This window comes from Kitasatospora papulosa (assembly GCF_000717245.1).
Classification (GTDB): Bacteria; Actinomycetota; Actinomycetes; order Streptomycetales; family Streptomycetaceae; genus Streptomyces; species Streptomyces papulosus.
The window spans coordinates 1-18742 of the sequence record NZ_JNYQ01000030.1; the positions used below are offsets into that span (position 1 = coordinate 1).

General features: G+C 68.0%; 18 protein-coding genes and 2 pseudogenes. 11 read left to right on the forward strand and 9 right to left on the reverse strand.

The genetic code is table 11. The annotated features are described in order from the left end of the window. Positions 1 to 508 precede the first annotated feature (508 nt). The 3 genes and pseudogenes from IA22_RS0132895 to IA22_RS37905 form a co-directional block, all read right to left on the reverse strand. Complete coding sequence (locus tag IA22_RS0132895) at positions 509 to 1714, reverse strand: beta-1,3-glucanase family protein (RefSeq protein ID WP_030125779.1); 1206 nt, start codon at positions 1712 to 1714, stop codon at positions 509 to 511. A 58-nt stretch (positions 1715 to 1772) separates the two neighbouring features. Next, positions 1773 to 3038 (reverse strand): glycoside hydrolase family 16 protein, encoded by a 1266-nt coding sequence (locus IA22_RS0132900; RefSeq protein WP_030125780.1) that lies wholly within the window; start codon positions 3036 to 3038, stop codon positions 1773 to 1775. A gap of 220 nt (positions 3039 to 3258) precedes the next feature. Then, positions 3259 to 3504: pseudogene (locus IA22_RS37905) on the reverse strand (hypothetical protein); the annotation flags it as partial. A gap of 253 nt (positions 3505 to 3757) precedes the next feature. Here IA22_RS37905 and IA22_RS38395 point away from each other — a divergent pair. Continuing rightward, a complete protein-coding gene (locus tag IA22_RS38395; RefSeq protein WP_030125781.1) occupies positions 3758 to 4336 on the forward strand; it encodes a hypothetical protein in 579 nt (192 codons plus the stop codon). A gap of 123 nt (positions 4337 to 4459) precedes the next feature. Next, the gene (locus IA22_RS0132910; RefSeq protein ID WP_030125782.1) at positions 4460 to 6145 is read left to right on the forward strand and encodes an acetolactate synthase large subunit; all 1686 of its coding nucleotides are present in this window, start codon (positions 4460 to 4462) and stop codon (positions 6143 to 6145) included. A gap of 55 nt (positions 6146 to 6200) precedes the next feature. Here IA22_RS0132910 and IA22_RS38155 read toward each other — a convergent pair whose 3' ends face one another. Next, complete coding sequence (locus tag IA22_RS38155; protein ID WP_157840974.1) at positions 6201 to 6416, reverse strand: hypothetical protein; 216 nt, start codon at positions 6414 to 6416, stop codon at positions 6201 to 6203. Continuing rightward, positions 6409 to 6783, reverse strand: a complete 375-nt coding sequence (locus tag IA22_RS38160) for a hypothetical protein (RefSeq protein ID WP_015580295.1) — start codon at positions 6781 to 6783, stop codon at positions 6409 to 6411. The genes IA22_RS38155 and IA22_RS38160 overlap by 8 nt, the downstream gene beginning before the upstream one ends. On the opposite strand from IA22_RS38160, the pseudogene istB reads away from it, so the two are divergent. Next, positions 6682 to 7307: pseudogene (gene istB, locus IA22_RS34565) on the forward strand (IS21-like element helper ATPase IstB). The gene IA22_RS38160 and the pseudogene istB sit on opposite strands and share 102 nt — an antisense overlap. Before the next feature lie 333 nt (positions 7308 to 7640). On the opposite strand, the gene IA22_RS0132935 reads toward istB, so the two are convergent. Both IA22_RS0132935 and IA22_RS0132940 read right to left on the reverse strand, forming a co-directional pair. Then, complete coding sequence (locus tag IA22_RS0132935) at positions 7641 to 9155, reverse strand: FMN-binding glutamate synthase family protein (RefSeq protein WP_030125785.1); 1515 nt, start codon at positions 9153 to 9155, stop codon at positions 7641 to 7643. A gap of 721 nt (positions 9156 to 9876) precedes the next feature. Then, the gene (locus IA22_RS0132940) at positions 9877 to 10290 is read right to left on the reverse strand and encodes a DUF6415 family natural product biosynthesis protein (protein ID WP_078559822.1); all 414 of its coding nucleotides are present in this window, start codon (positions 10288 to 10290) and stop codon (positions 9877 to 9879) included. On the opposite strand from IA22_RS0132940, the gene IA22_RS0132945 reads away from it, so the two are divergent. From IA22_RS0132945 to IA22_RS0132985, 8 genes are all read left to right on the forward strand, one after another. Beyond that, positions 10238 to 10438, forward strand: coding sequence for a hypothetical protein (locus IA22_RS0132945; RefSeq protein ID WP_150832175.1), 201 nt, complete (start codon positions 10238 to 10240; stop codon positions 10436 to 10438). The two genes, IA22_RS0132940 and IA22_RS0132945, sit on opposite strands and share 53 nt — an antisense overlap. An 809-nt stretch (positions 10439 to 11247) precedes the next feature. Beyond that, the gene (locus IA22_RS34570) at positions 11248 to 12000 is read left to right on the forward strand and encodes an LLM class flavin-dependent oxidoreductase (protein WP_245229652.1); all 753 of its coding nucleotides are present in this window, start codon (positions 11248 to 11250) and stop codon (positions 11998 to 12000) included. Between the two features lie 219 nt (positions 12001 to 12219). Next, positions 12220 to 13266, forward strand: coding sequence for an acyl-CoA dehydrogenase family protein (locus tag IA22_RS0132960; protein ID WP_014152190.1), 1047 nt, complete (start codon positions 12220 to 12222; stop codon positions 13264 to 13266). Next, on the forward strand, positions 13263 to 14033 hold the full coding sequence (locus IA22_RS0132965) for a PIG-L deacetylase family protein (protein WP_014152191.1): 771 nt from the start codon (positions 13263 to 13265) through the stop codon (positions 14031 to 14033). Before IA22_RS0132960 ends, IA22_RS0132965 begins: the two co-directional genes overlap by 4 nt. Next, the gene (locus tag IA22_RS0132970) at positions 14030 to 14647 is read left to right on the forward strand and encodes a class I SAM-dependent methyltransferase (protein ID WP_015580285.1); all 618 of its coding nucleotides are present in this window, start codon (positions 14030 to 14032) and stop codon (positions 14645 to 14647) included. Before IA22_RS0132965 ends, IA22_RS0132970 begins: the two co-directional genes overlap by 4 nt. Continuing rightward, a complete protein-coding gene (locus IA22_RS35835; RefSeq protein WP_078468485.1) occupies positions 14644 to 15408 on the forward strand; it encodes a glycosyltransferase family 2 protein in 765 nt (254 codons plus the stop codon). The genes IA22_RS0132970 and IA22_RS35835 overlap by 4 nt, the downstream gene beginning before the upstream one ends. Positions 15409 to 15511: 103 nt before the next feature. Next, the gene (locus IA22_RS37370; protein WP_209443749.1) at positions 15512 to 15904 is read left to right on the forward strand and encodes a hypothetical protein; all 393 of its coding nucleotides are present in this window, start codon (positions 15512 to 15514) and stop codon (positions 15902 to 15904) included. A gap of 224 nt (positions 15905 to 16128) precedes the next feature. Then, positions 16129 to 16908, forward strand: a complete 780-nt coding sequence (locus IA22_RS0132985; RefSeq protein ID WP_030125788.1) for a helix-turn-helix domain-containing protein — start codon at positions 16129 to 16131, stop codon at positions 16906 to 16908. On the opposite strand, the gene IA22_RS0132990 is transcribed toward IA22_RS0132985, so the two are convergent. Both IA22_RS0132990 and IA22_RS0132995 read right to left on the reverse strand, forming a co-directional pair. Then, on the reverse strand, positions 16887 to 17309 hold the full coding sequence (locus tag IA22_RS0132990) for a hypothetical protein (protein ID WP_030125789.1): 423 nt from the start codon (positions 17307 to 17309) through the stop codon (positions 16887 to 16889). The genes IA22_RS0132985 and IA22_RS0132990 overlap by 22 nt on opposite strands. Positions 17310 to 17977: 668 nt before the next feature. Next, positions 17978 to 18310 (reverse strand): STAS domain-containing protein, encoded by a 333-nt coding sequence (locus IA22_RS0132995; RefSeq protein WP_014152196.1) that lies wholly within the window; start codon positions 18308 to 18310, stop codon positions 17978 to 17980. Between the last annotated feature and the right edge of the window lie 432 nt (positions 18311 to 18742).

An 18742-nucleotide genomic window follows, 5' to 3' on the forward strand; every position in this document is an offset into this window, starting at 1 on the left:
ACTGAGCTGTCGGCGCGTCACACCGGCGTTCTACCGTGATCCGTCCCGGCACGGCAGCGGAACGCAGATATTGATCACGACCTCACACAGGCCCTAGCCGTCACCTGGCTTGCCCAAGGTGACGGGTTCTCTGAATCACCCGCGCCCGCCACCGCTGAGGTCGATGGCTGTTGTGCCCTCGTACGCATTCTGCTGGGCGATTTCCGTACCAATTTCGATCTCGGTCCGGCGGTCGTCTCGCCGCTGACGGTGCCGCGGGCAGCTCGGCCTTCCGCCTGGGGCCGAGCTGCTCGCGTGGGCAGCTGTGGGATTGACTGGCGAGACCTCAGGCTGCCCGAGCGGTTGTGGACCTGCCCGTCAGCAGCGTCCACGGCTCCACGCTGAAGGGACGGCCGGGTCCGGTCGGCCGCGTCGATGCTGCCGACGGCAGACCGTCCGGTCAGCCAGGCTCTCCCTGGGGACAGCGCGTCGACGGCCGGCAGACCGGAACCCGTGGCCTGCGGTGAGATCAGAAAGGTGTCAGGGTCAGCCGGGCGCCCTTGGGTGCGGTGTCCTGGATGTACGAGGCGAAGTCGGCCACGTCGTCGAAGGCGAAGCCGTAAGCCTTGCCTTCCTCGGTGGCCGCGTGGATTGCCGCGGAGTAGTGGTTGGTGATCTGCGAGGACCGATAGAAGGCGGCCGGGTCCGCCGTGGGCTGCGCGGGGTCGCTGATCAGGGTGGACCGATTGAAACCTGCGCCCAGAACCGCGGCGACCGGACCGGTGCTCCCGTCGTTGGGAGCGGCAAGCTTGCCGTCGCAGAACAGCACGTCACGGGTGGAGGGCCTGTCGAAGGACACGGACGCCGGGCCGTCGAAGACGAAGCGGTCGCCCCGAACCCGGCCGGTGAAGGTGCCCGCGTTGGTGGTCACGGTCAGGTCCTTGCCCGTGTATGTGCTCCACACCTCGTCTATGTACGGGTCGAAGTAGTCCTCGGCGAAAATGCCCGAGTCCAGGCCGTGGCCCGGGGCGACGATGCGTCGGTCGTCCAGCACGAGGTCTGCGAACTCCGGAATCCGGGAGACTGCGGCGAAGGCCTGGGCGCGCCCGCCGTCGCGCAGGGATCCCGTGGTCTGGTTCTTGGCACCTGTGAGGCCGATGCTCATGGGGACGCTGAACATGTCGACCATGGTGGTGTTGCAGAACATGCCGGCGGCGTTGTGAGTGAACTCGGCGCAGTCGTGCAGCACGGTGTAGTTGGGGTCCGAGGTGACCCAGCCGGCGGGGTACTGGAGTGCGGCGTTGCCGTTGCCGTCCGCCACTGCCTTGATCTTCAGCTTGTCGCCGAGCGCGACGTAGATGCGGCCGGACATGTAGGGCAGGGAGAGCGTGGTCTCACCGCCCCCGGACAGTGGGATGGAGTAGTCGGTGAATCCGTCCGCCACGTTGTCCGAGAGTGATATCGGCGCCAGCGTGCCTTCGGGGGTGAGGCGGACCTGGCGGCCGTCCTGGTTCCCCACGACGTAGACGCGCACCGAGGTGTTGGCGAAGGAGCCGGAGTTGTTGACGATCGTCAGCGGGAGTGCGCCTGCGGCCTTCGAGTTTCCTTTCGCGGGATCCTTCGTGGCCAGGGCGTGAGGGGCGATCACGGCGGCGGCGGGGACGGCCACGGCAGCTCCGGCGAGAGCGGTGATCAGCTTGCGGCGGGAGAGGTTGCGCTGGTGGCGAGGGGGCATGTGAGGGTTCACTTTCCTGGAGGGAGCGGGGGACGTGCGGGGGCCACGACGTGGGCGGTCAGCCGACGGTCCACTTCTGGTTGGCGGCGCCGGTGCACGTCCATGTCTGGAGCCGAGTGCCGTCCGCCGAGGAGTTGCCCTTGGCGTCGAGGCACTTGTCCGCCCCGATATTGGTCAAATCGCGGGCCGTGGTGTGGGTCCATTGCTGGGCCTTCGTGCCGTTGCATGCGTACAGCTGCACGACGGCACCGGCCGCGGTCGAACCTCCCTGCACATCAAGGCACTTGCCGAGGGCGCGTACGGTGCCGTCGCTGCCCAGCGTCCATTTCTGTGCGTCCACGCCGGTGCAGTTGTGCAGCTGGATCGGGGTGCGGTCGGCGCTGGACGCGCCCGCGACGTCGACGCACATGCCGCCGATGCCCTTGATCGCGCCGATCCTGGAGCCGCCGTCAGAGCTGTCGGACGCGGAGACTCGCACGTAGTCGACGGTCATCGTCTGCGGGAAGGAGGTCGCCCCGTCCGGGCTGCCGGGCCAGTTGCCGCCCACCGCCAGGTTCAGGACGATGAAGAACGGGTGGTCGAAGACCCACTTCTTGCCGTTCACATCGTCGGGCTTGCGGGTCTGGTAGGTCTGCCCGTCCACCGACCAGGTGATCGCGTTCGGGCTCCAGTCGACCGCGAAGGTGTGGAAGTCGTCGGCGAAGGCCTCGCCGTTCGGCAGAGTGTGGGAAGCGGTGATGCCCCCACCGCCCGAGTAACCGGGGCCGTGGATGGTGCCGTGGACGGTGCCGGGCTCGTGCCCGACGTTCTCCATGATGTCGATCTCGCCGCTGTTGGGCCAGCCGACGCTGCCCAGGTCGTCGCCGAGCATCCAGAAGGCCGGCCAGATGCCCTGGCCGCGCGGGATCTTGATGCGCGCCTCGTAGCGGCCGTACGCCTGCGTGAAGGTTTTGGCGGTGTTCAGTCGGGCCGAAGTGTACTGGCAGGTTCCGTACCAGCAGCGGAGCCCGGAGTCGGAGTTCTTCAGGGCAGTGATCACCAGGTTCCCTCTGCCGTCGAGGGACGCGTTCCGGGAGTCGTCGGTGTAGTACTGCAGTTCGTTGTTCCCGTTACCCGAACCCCCGGTCTCCAGTGTCCACTTCGACCGGTCGGGCGCGCTGCCCGCGGAACCGTCGAACTCGTCGGCCCAGACCTGTGGCCCGGCAGCGTTCGCCCGAGAGGTGGCAGGACCGGTCGTGCTGACCAGGAAAGTGGCGGCGAGCACGGCGGAGAGCAGGAGGACGAGTCCGCCTAGAGACCATCTGCGTGCGCGGTGAGCGGCCATGGGCTACGTACCTTGTCTGTGGGAAGGCAGGACGTGATGTCGGCGGAGACACGCGGAAGGACGTGCGGGAGCGCTCCTGGGGGTGCTGCTTCCACCCGCCGACGGAGCCCGATGCTACGCAGACGAATCGGCGCGACCAACTATGGCGCTCACGGAGAAATGGCCCTGACCTGCGGTTACTTCGGTAGGCCCTCTGAGGTTCGGTTCGCTTAAGACGCTTTTAATTCGGACTTAAGACCACGACCCACATGGTCAGTTCGGGAAATCGTTCGTGGCAGCAGAGGGCGGTGGCGAGGCCGAGGAAGGCCGGATAGTTGCAGGGACGGCGTTCGCAGAGGTGGTTGAGTCTGCAGTAGCCGGTCAGCCAGGACATGGGCCGCTCAATGACCCAGATGCGGCGGCCGAGCCGCCCGCTGGACTCGACGCCCTTGCGTGCGACACGGGCTCCGAAGTGCTTGCCCGGGAGCCGTGCCGATCAGCGAGCGGCCCGCTCGCGGCGACGATGTCGCCGAGTCGGCCTGGCCCCTTCACGTCGGTACTCCAGTGGTGACCCGCGCCGAAGTCACACGCGTAGATCCCGCTCTCCGGCACGATCTCGCCCGGATGCCACGCCGTCTGTTCCTCGCTCATGTACCCGGTGGACGACGCCCCGCGCAGGGCGCGACTCCGGGAGCCCGCCCCGGCATGCTGTGAACGGCGTGGAGTCGCACCCTGGAAAGATGAGCGCGCCGATCGTCATTCACCGCCCCTCCCCCGCCGGTGGGCGTCAGGTCACCATATGCGGACGAATCGCCGGACTCGCCTACGACGATCACGACGTCCTGGAGTTCCTGCGCCGGGCCGGGCTCCCGGACGCGAAGCAGCTGCTGCACCGGAATGGGTGGAGTAGCAAGGCGGGCGGGCGCACACGTACGTGGCAGCGTAGCGGCGCGCTCGTACTGGAGCGGGACGCGCGGGATCTCTCACTCCCCCACGTCCTGACCCGGGGACCGGAGTCCAGCCCGCTCGCCGGGATCGGCCGGGGGTCGCCGGTCCTGGCCGGGCACGGCGGGCGGGCGGCGGCCCGCGGGGAGGTTCGGAGAGGGCGCACCGGGCGGTGTAGAGGCGGTAGTCGGCCCCCGGGCCCCGAGGTCCGCCGCCTAATCACCGGGACCATCGCCCCACACGCCGCACCGGACCCGCACGACAAGCGGGTGCGCCACATCGTCGCCCAGTTCAACTCCGTCGAGCCCAACCTCGACCTGATCGCCCGAGGGAAAGGCGGGCACGATGCGGCGGAAACGACACCTGAAAGTTGACCCCCTCCAAGGGGTCTGGCTCGTAAGACCCGGTCCGCAGGCGTCCGGGCGGCCGGCCGGGGTAGACGGCTGACCGGCCCGGCCCATCGGCGAGGCCCAAACCCAGGAGAGGACACGATCAGCGTGAGCGACGCCGAGCACCGGAAGCAGACCCCCGACGGAGCGGCCGAACTCCTGGTGCGCTGCCTGGAGAACGAGGGCGTCGAGGTGGTGTTCGGCGTGCCCGGCGAGGAGAACATCCGTTTCACCAATGCCCTCGCCCGCTCGGAGAAGATCCGCTACGTCCTCACCCGGCACGAGCAGGCCGCGTCCTTCATGGCGGAGATGCACGGCCGGCTCACCGGCACGGCGGGTGTAATGTCCGCAACGCTGGGGCCGGGCGCGATCAACCTGATGCTGGGCGTCGCCGACGCCATGACGAACAGCACGCCCGTCGTCGCGATCACCGCGCAGGTCGGCAAGGAGCGCAATTACAAGGAGTCCCACCAGTTCGTGGACCTGGTGAGCATGTTCGCGCCGGTCACGAAGTGGTCGGCGGACGTCCCGGCCACCCAGGCCATCCCAGAGATGGTGCGGCGCGCGTTCAAGACCGCGGAGTCCGAGCGGCCCGGCGCCGTCTACCTCGCCGTGCCCGAGGATGTCGACGGGGCGACGGAGGGCTCGGACCTGCGCCCGCTGCGCAGGGACGTCGTGCAGCCTGAGGCGCCGTCCCCCAAGCAGATCGAGCGGGCGGTGGAACTGCTGCGGGAGGCCCGCCGGCCGGTGATCCTCGCCGGACACGGCGCGGCGCGCGGCGGCGCCGAGGAGTCGCTTACGGCGTTCGCCACCGCACTCGACGTGTCGACGGCAACCACCTTCCACGGCAAGGGCGTCCTGCCCGACGACCACCCGTGTGCGACCGGCACATTCGGCTTCATGCGGCGCGACTACACCAACTTCGGGTTCGAGGAGGCCGACGTCGTCATCGCCGTCGGCTACGAGCTGCAGGAGTTCGACCCGTCCCGGATAAACCCGGATGGTGACAAGAAGATCATCCACATCCACCGCTTCCCGGCGGAGGTGGACGACAGCTACTCGGTCGATGTCGGCATCATCGGCGATATCTCCGCCTCCCTCGACGCCCTCGCCACCGCACTCGACGGCCTGCGCTGGACCATCGACGACGAGGACACCACGGCCACCCGCGCGCTGCTGGCCAAGGAACTCGCGCAGGGCGCCGCGGACGAGCGCTACCCGCTCGCCCCGCAGCGCATCATCGCCGACACCCGCGCCGCGCTCGGTCGCGACGACATCGTGCTGGTCGACACCGGTGCGCTGAAGATGTGGATGGCCCGGCTCTACCCGACGTACGCGCCGAACACCTGCATCATCTCCAACGGCTTGTCCACCATGGGCTTCTCGCTGCCCGGGGCGCTCGCGGTCCAGCTCGCCAGGCCGCAGACGAAGGTACTGGCGGCGGTCGGCGACGGCTCGTTTCTCATGCACTCCCAGGAGATCGAGACGGCTGTCCGCGAGAACATCCCACTGACCGTGCTGATCTGGGAGGACAAGGGCTACGGGCTCATCAAGTGGAAGATGGACCTGGAGGTCGGGGAGAACTCCAACACCGACTTTGGCAACCCGGACATCGTCCAGTACGCCCGCAGCTTCGGCGCGAAGGGCTACCACATCGAATCCGCCGGGGACCTGTTGCCGACGCTCCGTGAGGCACTGGCGGACCCGGGCGTCTCGATCATCAACTGCCCGGTGGATTACGCCGAGAACATGAACCTCATCGAGCACCTCGGGCACCTCGACTCGGCGCTCTGATACGCCCGCGCGGCGCGGCCCGACTCCCGTACGGGCCGCGCTGCCCGGGCCGCTGTCACGCCTCGCGCGCAGCGCCCCGCCCCGAGGAGGGCCGCAGTTGGGGCACCGGCAGCAGGACGGGCCCGGCAGTGGGCTCCTTGCGGCACACGTCCCCGCACTGGCGGTCCAGCGAGCAGATCGGACCGTCGTGGGCCGGGCAGTCCGTGATGTCGGGCAGCGCGTAGTGGGTGCGGCACACCACGCACTCGCGGGGTGACGTGACGTCAGGCACGTCCACCCCCGGGCCCGTTGACGGTGTTCGTCCGCTCCAGGTGGAAGCGGCCCTTGGTCAGCCAGCCGATCAGCGGACACAGCACAAGCGACAGCCCGCACGCCAGGAAGGTCGAGAACGCCTGCGCGCAGGGCCCGAACGCGCCGAGGAACGCGGTGATCGAGACCGCCGAGGCGACCAGCATGGCACCGAAACCGGCCGGATTGAGCGTGTGGAGATAGGCGCCTTGAACTGTGTGAAGGGCGGTCTCCAGCCCATCCGCTTGTTGGTCACCAGGTCGGCCACGACCGCCGTTGGCGCTGGGGGACGGATCAGGGCCGCCCCGCTCCCCTCCCGCAAGTCGCAGGAAGACTTCGACTTCGACCATCAAAGGTCCGTGGAGCGAGAGACGATCTCCCACCTCGGGACGCTCGATTTCGTGGTCGGGAAGGAGAACGTGATCTTCCTCGGACCGCCCGGAACCGGCATGACCCATCTGGCGCCCGTGCTGGGGATCAGGGCCTGCAAGGCCGGTCATCGCTTCACCACCGCCGCCCAGTAGGTCACCCGCCTCACCGACGCTCATGCCAACGGCCGCCTGGCCGACGAACTCACCCGGCTCAGCCGGATCCCGCTGATCGTCGTGGACGAGATCGGATACATCCCCTTCGATCCTGAGGCCGCGAACCTGATCTTGCAGTTCATCTCGGCCGCTACGAACACGCGTCCGTGATCGTCACGAGCGACAAGCCCTTCGGACGCTGGGGTGAGGTCTTCGGCGACGACACCGTCGCCGCCGCAATGATCGGCCGACTCGTCCACCACGCCGAAGTGATCTCCCTCAAGGGCGACTCCTACGGCATGCGCGGCGCGACCTCCGACGGGGTTCCCGCAGCCAACACCAGGGAATGACCAACATCAACTGACGGACCGGGGGGCATCTTCCACCCGTCGGAACTGGTCCACAATTCAGGCGTAGCCGACAGGGGAAGAGGCGCCTTGCGGGACGCACCCGCGGGGAAAGCATGCCGTAAGGCGCCGCGTCCGAAGCGCAGAGACCACCCCAGCCCCGTGGCCGGCGCTTGATGCTGACAAAGATCCCTGAGGCGGTCACGCCCCACCGTTCAGGACGAGTGGCTCCCGACACCGAGCCGCCCCGGACAGGACTGCACACACTCGTGACGTCGCGTGCTGATCAGGCCGCAGCCGTATCTCCGCATACCCGACGAGGGGGCAAGGACGTGCTCAGGCAGTGAGCAGCTCGGCGATCTCATCGGCGAGCTTGGGTCCGAGCGAGCCCCAGCCGTCCTTGTAGTCGTAGACGCTCGCCAGGGTGCGGGCCTCGTAGTCACCGTTGAGGATGTCGATGTCGGTGGCGGTGATGAGCGAGGGGTGGGCGACGCCGACGGCGCCCGAGACCCTCAGCAACTCCCTTCGCAGGGTGCGCAGGTACATCGCGGCCCTGATGGCCTTCGAGGGAGCGTCGATGCCGCGCGTCAGCCACGGGTCCTGCGTGGCGATGCCGGTGGGGCATGCGTCGGTGTGGCACTTCTGCGCCTGGATACAGCCGATGGACAGCATCGCCTCACGGCCCACGTTGACCATGTCGACGCCGAGGGCGAACGCGACGACAGCGTTCTCGGGCAGACCGAGCTTGCCGGAGCCGATGAAGGTGATGTCGTCAGTCAGCCCGCGCTCGGCGAACACGCTGTAGACGCGGGAGAAGCCGATGCGGAACGGCAGGGACACCGAGTCGGCGAAGATCAGGGGAGCAGCCCCGGTGCCGCCCTCGCCTCCGTCGATGGTCACGAAGTCGACCCCTCGATCACCTCGCTCCATCAGGGTGGCGAGTTCCTCCCAGAAGCCCATTTCCCCGATGGCGCTCTTGATCCCGACGGGCAATCCGGTCTCCGTGGCCAGCAGTTCCACGAAGTCGAGCATCGAGTCCACGTCGTGGAAGGCGGTGTGCCGCGACGGCGACGCGCAGTCCTTGCCCGCGGGGATGCCGCGGATCCCGGCGATCTCGTCGGTCACCTTCACACCCGGCAGCATGCCGCCGAGCCCCGGCTTCGCACCCTGCGAGAGCTTGATCTCGATCGCCTTGACAGGCCCGCTCGCGACCACGGACTTCAGCTTGTCGAGATTGAACGTCCCGTCCTCGTTGCGGCAGCCGAAGTACGACGTACCGATCTGGAGGACGAGTTCCCCACCGTTGAGGTGGTAGGGCGACAGGCCGCCCTCACCGGTGTTGTGCATCGTCCCGGCCAGCGCCGCACCCTTGTTGAGCGCCGTGACGGCCGCGCCGGACAGCGAGCCGAAGCTCATCGCCGAGATGTTGACCACACTCGCCGGCCGGAACGCCTTCGCGCGGCCTCGTGGTCCGCCGAGCACCTTGGCCGAGGGCAACGGCGCCTGTGCGTCGCGCAGATCGGGCAGCCGACCGGCGAACGTGCGCTGCTTCACGTACGCGTGACCCTGCACGTGCTCGACGTCGTTGTCGGTGCCGAACCCGAAGTAGTTGTTCTCCTCCTTCGCCGACGCGTAGATCCAGCTGCGCTGGTCACGGCTGAAGGGCCGTTCCTCGTCGTTGGACGTCACAACGTACTGCCGCAACTCGGGGCCGATCCTCTCCAGCAAGTACCTGGCGTGCCCCACCACGGGGAAGTTCCTCAGCAGTGCGTGCTTCTTCTGCACAAGGTCGCGGGCGGCCACCAGCGCCAACGCGGCGGCGGCTGACGCGCCTATGTTCCGAGCACGCATGAAAGACGTTCCTCTCCTCGACTGGCCGAACCTCACCACGACCGGCTACCCCACGCCACCGAAATGCCACGGGAGGAAAGCGAAGGTTCTCGTCCCACCGCGGCAAGATAGGGGCATCAGAGCGGCTCGCAGTGATTCGGCAGCCGCCCGCTCGGCCGTCGGTCGTCGGCCTTGTGCAGGATGACCATCTCGCGGAAGCCACACCGCTGCGCGCCGACGTTCGGCAGGCATCCGCCGATCTAGGCCGACACGCGCCCCTGGCGCAACGATGCCTGCAGCCCCCTTGACGCTGATCCAGACTCGGGCGAATCCTGCCCATCCGTGTCACATTCGGCGCCGAAGGGGCGGGCGACCTGGCAGGAGGTGGCGGCCGCACTGGACTGCACCTCCGACAAGGCGCGCGACGTTCTCCGGTCGTAAGCGGACGGGCAGCGCCGCCTGGACGAAGGCGACGAGCAGGAGGGGCGGAAGCCGACCGGGTTCACCGCCTCACGGCCCGACTTCTCCGACGGTCATACCGCGAACGGGACCGTGAAGCTGAGGCTCGGCGGGGGCGACCTGCCACTACTGCGGGCACGTCGAGCCGCGCCCGAGGGAGGAGTGGTGATCCCCCCAGGCCACCTCGAACAGCCTCTGACCGCCCTCCTGTGCCGTGACCGGACCTCGGGCCTCTTGGAGGTCCGCGGCCCGTTGTTGTGAGCGTGGCGGTCGGTTTAGCAGGTCAGAGGTGAAACGCGGACTCCGCTTCATCCCTGTTTTTCAGGGTGGTGATTAACGAGGTGCTGCCAGCCGGCGTGCGGTCGGGCGCTGCCTGGAGGCGGTCGAGGCGTTCGTAGAGGGCCCGTACGAGCCGGGCACGGTTCTGGGCGCAGCGGGCGGTGCCCTGTATCGGTTGGGACAGGTGGCCGGCGGCTTCGCGGAGGATGCCTTCGGCGAGGGCGCCGCGGCCGTCGTTCTTCGGAAGGGCGGCGGCGTGGCGCTGGACGTCGGCGGCGACTGCGTGGGCGTGCCCGGTCAGCTGGAGCACGATCTGTTCGTAGTCGCGCGGGGTGAGGTTCGGCTCCTTCCACGCGAGGACGGCGGTGACGAGTTCTTCGTGCGGCGCGCGGTCCAGCGGAAGTTCGACGGCGACCAGGCTGACCGGGGCCGATCAGTTCCGGCTGCTGGGGCTGTGCAGGCTGTATGCCGAGGGATCCACGCTTCGCTCGCTGCGCCAGGCCGACGTACCCATCGGCACCCGCCAGCGCGCCGTACTGGAGACGGCGGCCGCCAACTTGGCGTAGAGGTACGGCTCGCACGGCCTGCGTGAATACGGTTCGGGCGGTGCCGCATCGCGGCACCGCCCACGCATCGATCAGGCAGGGTTGTCGACGGTCACGAAGCCCGCTTCCTTGTAATACGGGTCGAAGTCCTCGCCCGGTTCGGCGTTGTGGACCAGCCGGGCGAAGGCACGCTCGAAGCGAGTCACCTCGAAGGTCTTGCCTTCCCGCTTGTCGTAGATGGGCTTGGGAACCGGCGTCGACCCAGGGGCTTGAAGGACGAGCGCTCATCGCCGGTGCGGGACTCCGCAGCCAGCGGCAGCGCTCGAACACCCTCGGTGAGGGTGGTGATCTCAGCAGCCTGGGCCGGAGTAGCAGCGAGCAGGGGCATAGGGGTCAGTGCAGCGGAGGCGAAGCCCCGCGCAGCGTCGGTGATCATGACGCCCTTGTACTTGCATTACGCCCCCCGAACCGGTCGAACGTGCTGGCACATCACTCCGGGGGCCCCACCGTGATCCTCAACGTACCAGCACTAATCGCGCACGAGATCGTTAGGACGTGGCTCCCAACTCGGACGATACTCCGCGCTTAGGTTATATGCCGAAAGCCTGGGCACGCGATGGCAGGCAGATGATTGCGCTTCCCCTCTCGCCATGCCTTCCCTTAGGAGCAGGCATGGCGTTCCGGAAATGCGGGCAGGAGTCAAGGGCTATGCAGATCGGGTACAAACTTGCCGCTGAGGCCTACGGGCCGGGTGAACTGGTGCGTCAGGCTGTGACGGCAGAGCGGGCGGGTTTCGATGTATCGAGGTCAGTGACCACTACCATCCATGGTTGGGCAACCAAGGGAATTCTCCTTTCGCCTGGACGCTGCTTGGTGCCATCGCGGCACGGAGCGATCGGATCGGATTGGCAACGGGCGTGACGTGTCCGACGGTGCGCTACCATCCGGCGATCATCGCGCAGGCCGCAGCTACCATGGCTCTGTTGTCCGAAGGGCGCTTCACCCTGGGGCCGGGGTCAGGCGAGCGACTCAATGAGCATGTTGTGGGCCGCGGCTTCCCCGACACGGTGACCACCAGGCAGGAAAAGCTTCATGCAGCCATCGAAATCATTGAACTGTTGTGGCATGGGGGCTACCAGTCGTATGACGGTACATACCTCCGGTTGTCCGACGCCCGCGTATTCGACCTGCCCGACACTCCCCCTGGCATTGCCGTAGCCCCTGGGGGGCGAGCGCGCAGCCGTCTTGGCGGCCGAGCTTGGGGACGGGCTCTTCGTGACGGAGGACCGGCCTTGAATCGTCAAGCAGTACCGAGACGCAGGCGGGACTGGGCCTCGATATGCCGAGGTTCCAGTCGCCTGGGCACCGGACGAAGAGACTGCAGCGCGGGCCGCCCTGAAAACCTCCAGGTAAGCGCTGACCGGGTGGACGGTCATGAGCGCTGCCGAATCCGGCGCACTTCGAGTCGGCTACGAGCACGGCCGAATGGAAAACATCAGGGAAAGATCCCTGCGGTCCGTATCCCTCTCAGCATGTGGAGGCGGTGCAACGCTACCTCGACGCGGGATTCGGCCGGGTCGTGATGCAGAACGCCGGCCCGGACTCTATGTTCATCGATTTCTACAGCCGCGAGCTCGATGCCCGCCTCCGCAGGCTTGGTACACCGCAGTCGTCTGGGTGAAGACAAGCCGTATTCAGGGCGCCGCAGTCTTCCTCGCACGCCGACCCGGCCGCGCGCCCAAACAGTGCGAGAGCCCCTTCCTGCAGACGGGCCCCGCCGACGATCAAGAAGGGACTTTCCCGTGACAGGCAGTACCGAACGACGCCTCGTCGTGCCCGAGAGGCCCGTGTCTCCGGGCCACGAGGGAGAATTCGAAGCCCGTGCGCTTCGGGCCGAGACCTCGGCGCGTTTCGCCGGGGCGGTCGCCGCGATGGAGAGCGGGCGCCTGCTTTTCCCGCTCCCTGGCAGCGGCAGAACCGCCGAACGCTTCGCCGCCCTGAAGGCGGTGGCAGAGGACGATCTATGCCTGGCCAGGCTGGTGGAGGGACATGTCGACGCTGTGGCGATTCTCGCCGAACTCGACGGCCCCGCCGCAGAGCCGGGCAGCCGCTGGGGCGTGTGGGCTGCCGAACCACCAGGCGAGGGTCTGTCCGCAACCCGTCAACCCGACGGCGGGTGGACAATCAGCGGGCTCAAGCAGTATTGCTCTGGGGCGCACAGCTGCACACACGCCTTGGTCACCGCACGCGTCAAGGACGGTCGACGCCTCTTCGCCGTCTCCCTGAGCGACACCTCCTACGAACCGCTCGAGGGGACGTGGCGGGCACTGGGTATGGCCGGCTCGGATACGCCGGATGTGCGCTTTCATGAAGCCCCGGCCGAGCCGGTAGGTGCCGTAGAGGATTACGTGAACCGGCCCGGTTTCCAGCACGGGGGCATCGGAGTGGCCGCCTGCTGGCTCGGCGGAGCGCGCGCAGTGGCCCGTCCGCTCTACGCGGCGGCGGCTCGCGGGAGTGATCCGCACACCACAGCGCACCTCGGCGCGGTGGACATCGACGTGCACGCAGCAGAACTGACCTTGAATGCCGCGGCGACCGCCATCGACACCGATCCCCTGGACTCCAAGGGCGAGGCTCGACAGCTGAGCTTGCGTGTCCGAGGACTTGTCGAGGCCGTCTGTGGGCGCACGCTGGACCACGTCGGCCGCGCCACCGGCGCAGGGCCGCTGTGCCATGACCAGCGCCACGCGCGCAACGTGGCCGACCTCACCGTGTACATCCGCCAGCACCACGCGGAGCGCAACCTCGCCGAGCTCGGTGCCCTCCTCAGCGAGGGTGAGGGCCTGTGAGCACGCGCTCCGACGATCCGCCTCCCTACGCGAATCCGATTCAGGCTCCCGGCACGGCCGAGGGCCTTTGGGCAGCGTGGTCGGGTTGGGATGCCATGCATGAGTTTCCACTCCCGGCGGCCGGAAGCGTGGTGGTCGTTGCCGCACACCCGGACGATGAGGTGCTCGGCTTCGGTGGCACCCTTGCCCGGCTGTCGGACCTCGGGCATCAGATGACTGTTGTAGCCGTGACGGACGGCGAGGGATCCCACCCGCACAGCAGGGTGCTACGGCCCCACGAACTCGCCGCCATCCGTTCAGAGGAGACCCGCGCCGCTCTGGGCCGGCTGGGCGCCGGCCACGCCGATGTCGTGCAACTGCACATTCCGGACTCCCAGGTGGCGCGATACGAGGATGACCTGTGCAAGGCGCTTGCTCCGCTGTGTCGCGGAGCAGCTCTGGTGGCCGCTCCGTGGAGCGGTGACATGCACAGCGACCACGAGGCAGCCGGCCGGGCCACCCGCGCAGCGGCCCAAGCGGTTGGCGCTTCCTTTGTCGAGTACCCGATCTGGCTGTGGCACTGGGCCCAGCCAGGCGATCCTCGTGTGCCGTGGAGCCGGGCCGCGCAGCTGCCGCTCAACCTCGAGGTCCAGGCGCGTAAGCGGCACGCCGTCGATGCTTTTGCCTCGCAGATCCTGCCTCTGGGGCCGGGGGCTCAGGATGCGGCGATTTTGCCGCCCGAGGAGATCGCCCATCATCTGCGCCCGCGTGAGGTGGTGTTTCAGTGAGCACTCCGGCCGAGTATTTCGAGGGGATGTACGCGGGCAGGAGTGATCCTTGGCATCTCCAGGAGCGTTGGTATGAGCATCGGAAGTACGCGCTGACCGTGGGGTCGCTGCCGCGACCGCGTTTTCGGCGCGCCTTCGAACCTGCTTGTTCTGTCGGACAGCTGACACGCCTTCTCGCACAGAGGTGCGACGAAGTGGTCGCCGCAGATCGGGTCGAATCCGCCGTCGCGACCGCCCGCCGCCGCACAGCGGACCTCAGCCATGTCGCGGTAAGTCGCCTCACCGTGCCGCAGGAGTGGCCGGAGGGAACGTTCGACCTCATCGTGCTCTCTGAACTCCTCTACTACTTCGACGGACGGCAACTGGACGAACTGCTTTCACGGGCCACCGCCTCCCTCGACGCCGGCGGAACCCTGGTGACGGTCCACTGGAACCACCCGGTGCAAGAGCACCTTTACACCGGTGCGCAGCTCGCTGAGCGGCTGTCGCGCGAACCCGGGCTAGTCCTGGACGTCGATCACACGGAGGAGGATTTCGTTCTGCAGACATTCAGCCGGGTTCTGCCGGGTGAGGATCCTCCGCTGTCCCCCGCCGGGTTCGAGGGGCTCCTGTGACCGGCCTCGCCGCCATCGCCGTAGTGATTCCCGCACACAACGAAGAGGCTCCTCTGTCGGCAGCCCTCGCCTCTGTTCGCCGGGCGACACGTCATCCGGCCGTCAGGTCGGTCAGGCAGCTCGTGGTGGTCGCTGCCGACGCGTGTACCGACCGGACGATCCAGGTGGCCGTCAGGGAGGGTGCTGTGGTCGCGGCGCTCGACGCGCGCAGTCCGGGTGAGGCCAGAGCCGCTGGTGCGCGACTGGCTCTGGACACTCTCGGCGTGGACCCGGCGGCCGTGTGGATCGCGTCGACCGATGCGGACAGCGAAGTTCCCTCTCGTTGGCTTGCGCATCAGCGCGTGTGCGCGGATCGGGGTTGGGACGCGGTGGTGGGCACGATCCGTCCGCAAGGGTGGCCGCCCGTGCTCGAGGGCGTGATGAGTGATCATGTGCGTGCGTACGCAACGGCTGGCAGTACGGAACACCCCTCGAGCCTTCACCCGCACGTCCATGGGGCGAACCTCGGGGTGCGGGCGGATGCGTATCTGAGCGTCGGAGGGTTCTCCTCCCGCACCACCGGAGAGGATCACGCACTGGTGGCCGCCCTGCAGGCGCATCGTTACCGTGTTCTGCGCACCAGGCGTTTTCCCGTTCTCACCTCCGCGCGTCTGGCCGCCAGAGCTCGGGGCGGTTATGCAGATCACCTTGCTCAACTCGTAGGGGACGCGCAGTCGCTCGAACCGAAGCACTTCGGCGCGGACCGAGCGACAACGCACTGATGAAGGCCAAGGAACGGGCGAAGGTGTGAATGCCATCCCGGAGCGCGCCCACACTGGACAACCATGTTTTAGAGCGGGCAGCACGTCGACCGGTTCCGCTGCCATGACCAGCAGGCGGTACAAGCGTCCCGCACTCCCACCGGACAGTCGTGAGGACAGCCACGGCCGGGCATTTCCGGGCGTGCGAGCGGGCCCAAGGCCGGAGGACGCGGCGCGGGAGGAGCCAGCCGCGGTTCTGGAAGGCCGCGGCGCAGCAGATACGCCGGAGCCTCTCGATGACCCGGTGATCGCTCTCATCAAGCGCGGGCAAGCCGAAGGTCCCTTCGACCCGGACGTCACTCCCGCCTGGATCCAACGTGTGCTCTGGTCGCTGGTGTACACCGGGTATCAGGACGCCGAGGCCTGCGGGCTGCCGAGGCACGGCATCGTCTCCGCCGTCATCCGCACACTCGAAAACGGCATCCGTACGCCCAACCCGGAACACCGCCAGGTATGAGCCGCGGACTCGGACCAACCAACGGGGTCATAGAGAGCAACCCGACCGGGGTGCCCAGGTGTAGTCCTCGTCAGCCTTCGACGTCCACGTCGTCCTCGAAGGAGGCCGGATCGCGGACGGGGCGCAGTGCCCTGGCCGTGCCGCAGATGTTCACGACGGGTTCGGTGGCGACAATTCCCTGCAGGGAATGGCCTGGAACCCTCCCCCGCCGTTACAACAGGCCAGTGGACTTCCCTCGTGCACTTCGCGAACTCCGTACCCGCCGTCACCTCAGCCAGCTCGATCTGGCGCTGCGGGCGGGCACCACCCAGCGGCACCTCAGTTTCATCGAATCCCGCAGGTCCGACCCCGGCCGGAACATGGTCGTGCGCTTGGCCGAGGCTCTGGAGCTGTCGCTGCGCGAGCGCAACGAACTGCTTCTGGCCGCCGGGTACGCGCCCGCCTACCCCGAGAGCTCACTGGACGACCAGGCGCTGGCCCCCGTGCGCGCAGCGATCGACCACATCCTGCGCGGGCATCTGCCGTATCCGGCGCTGGTGGTGGACGGGGCTGGTGACCTGATAGCCGCGAACACCGCATTCGACCTGATCACCGAGGGTGCGGCCGCCGAGCTGGTGGGCCCGGGCAGGAACATCTACCGTCTTGCGCTGCATCCCGAAGGTCTGGCTCCCCGCATCCGCAACCTCGCCGAATGGGCGCGCCACATCCTTGCCCGCCTCGGCCACCTGGAGGAGTTGCACGCCGAGCTCGTGGGGTACGTTCCCGAGCTGGAGCGGTGCGCCGGGCTGCTCGGTTTCGCAGTTCCACTCCGCCTGCAGTCCTCGTACGGGGAGCTGAACCTGATGACGACCGTGACGACCTTCGCCACCGCCGTTGACGTGACACTTTCCGAGCTGAAGCTTGAGGCGTTCCTGCCGGCGGACCCGGCGACAGCCGGGGCTCTCACGGCCGCCGCCAGAGCAGCGGCCTCTGCTGAGGCGGGTCAGGCCCCCGGGAACATGTAGTCGGCCTTGATCCGGCCGTCGTCGTCGAGTACCAGGATCTCCATGCCCCCGCCCACCACGTCGCCGGTCTCGGTGGACACCGTCTCCCAGCCGAATTTGACCACGCCGTGAAGGCGTACCGCATCGGCGCGTGCCCGGAAGGTGAGTCCCCCTGTCTCGACGAACCGCTCGTAGCTTCGCGCCACCCGGGTCTCGATGGCGTCGTACCCCTGAGCCTCCAGAGTCGTGTTGACGAAGCCAAGTTGTGCAGCGATCTCCCGTATCTCCGCAGGCGGCTGCAGGGTGTGAGTGGCGTCCTCGGACCACAACTGCTCGATGGCCACGCGGCGTTCGGCGCTGTCCGCCACTGTCCATTGAGCCATATAGCGGTGGGCCAGGTACTGCGGGTCGATCTCGATCATGTGCATCTCCTTGCCAGGCAGATCTCTTCGGACCAGATCCTGCGGCGTACAGCCGACACCGACAATTCCCCGTAGGGAATGCGCTTTTCACGGTCCGGGGCGTGGAGCGCGCCGGACAAGCCCTGGGGGCGGGTCGTTGACGCCTCCCCAGGCGGCGGGGCGTCGACGAACCGGCCCGATGACTCCGGAGAAATCCGGGTCGTCAGGCCCGGCAGAGGCCGTCAAGCCTCCGCGCAAGAGCCGTCCGCTCCCGCCCCCTCCGCAGGCACCACCGTCTGCGTCTCCCTCTCAAGCATCTACTTCACGCCCTGACTGGAACTCACCTCCAGTGCCCGCACTCCAAGGACAGCGCCTCCGTGCTCGATGCCGCAGCCAAGATCGCAGTCACCCCCGCTGCCGATCGGCGGCGCCAGCCTCGCCGGGCACCACTTCAGCCACCGCATCAGCGGCTGGCTCACCGCCCTGCCCCCCCGACCCCAGGCTGCTCTTCGGTTGGCCGGTACCTGGGCCACCCGCTTCGGCGGACTGAGGGTGCCGGCCACTCTGCATCCAGTGGTGGTGTCCCGGCTGCACCCGTGTGCAGGCACTTTGACCGCGAGATCTCCAGCAGGAGAGCACAGAGACGCCGCCGACTGCGGAGTTGCTCCAAGTCGGCGGCGTTCGAGCGATCAGGCGGCTTCGTGCGCTCGTGCGTCGGGGAGCAACTCGGTGAAGCCGAGGGTGGGGAAGACTTGGGCGGCCGTGTGCAGTAGGTGCAGGGGCTGCGGGTGCATGCCGGTCACCGTGATGTGACGCGGGTGCGTGGGCGGTTGCGGGTCGACGAGCAGGTGCAGCCCGGCCATGTCCATGAACGGGGTGCTCTGGAGGTCCCAGACCAGCTCGGTCACGTCCTGTGGCAGTGCTTCGAGGACGGCGTGGAGCTTGGGCAGGGCGCCCTGATCGATCTCGCCGTCGGGGATGATCCAGGCGGTGGTGGCGTCGATCAGCGTGGTGACGTGCATGTAGGCATGCCCCCTTCCGGGGTTGCGAGCCCAAAGACGAAACCCCTCATGAAGGGGACGACGATGGCGGGAGGCGGGAACCCGTGAAGGGGGCAACACCCGGAACCCAAAGTCCGGCACCGGCGGGTACCGGACGGTCTCGTGTCACCTCACCGTGACACACTCCTGCGCTTCCTGGCCACCACCCGGGCCGGCAGGAGCCACGACGTCTGTTCCTCGCTCATGTTCCCGGTGTACGACGCCCCGGCGCGGGACGCGACTCGGGGACCCCGCCCGGCATGCTGTGGCCGGTGTGGAGTCGCACCCTGGAGAGGTGAGCGCGCCCATCGTCATACGGACGTGCCGTTCCCCGTGAGGAGCGGCGAGGTCGGCGAAGTAGGTGGCGGGTCCGAGCCCCGCGGCGGCCGGCAGTCCCAGGGCACGACCGACCTG

Bases quoted from the DNA above. Each gene is read 5' to 3' on its own strand.
- IA22_RS37370 (WP_209443749.1), top strand. From the start codon at position 15,512: ATGACCAGCAGGCGGTACAAGCGTCCCGCACTCCCACCGGACAGTCGT.
- IA22_RS0132895 (WP_030125779.1), bottom strand. From the start codon at position 1,714: ATGCCCCCTCGCCACCAGCGCAACCTCTCCCGCCGCAAGCTGATCACC.
- IA22_RS0132900 (WP_030125780.1), bottom strand. From the start codon at position 3,038: ATGGCCGCTCACCGCGCACGCAGATGGTCTCTAGGCGGACTCGTCCTC.
- IA22_RS38160 (WP_015580295.1), bottom strand. From the start codon at position 6,783: ATGGTCGAAGTCGAAGTCTTCCTGCGACTTGCGGGAGGGGAGCGGGGC.
- IA22_RS0132935 (WP_030125785.1), bottom strand. From the start codon at position 9,155: ATGCGTGCTCGGAACATAGGCGCGTCAGCCGCCGCCGCGTTGGCGCTG.
- IA22_RS0132995 (WP_014152196.1), bottom strand. From the start codon at position 18,310: ATGCACGTCACCACGCTGATCGACGCCACCACCGCCTGGATCATCCCC.
- IA22_RS0132990 (WP_030125789.1), bottom strand. From the start codon at position 17,309: ATGATCGAGATCGACCCGCAGTACCTGGCCCACCGCTATATGGCTCAA.
- IA22_RS38395 (WP_030125781.1), top strand. From the start codon at position 3,758: ATGAGCGCGCCGATCGTCATTCACCGCCCCTCCCCCGCCGGTGGGCGT.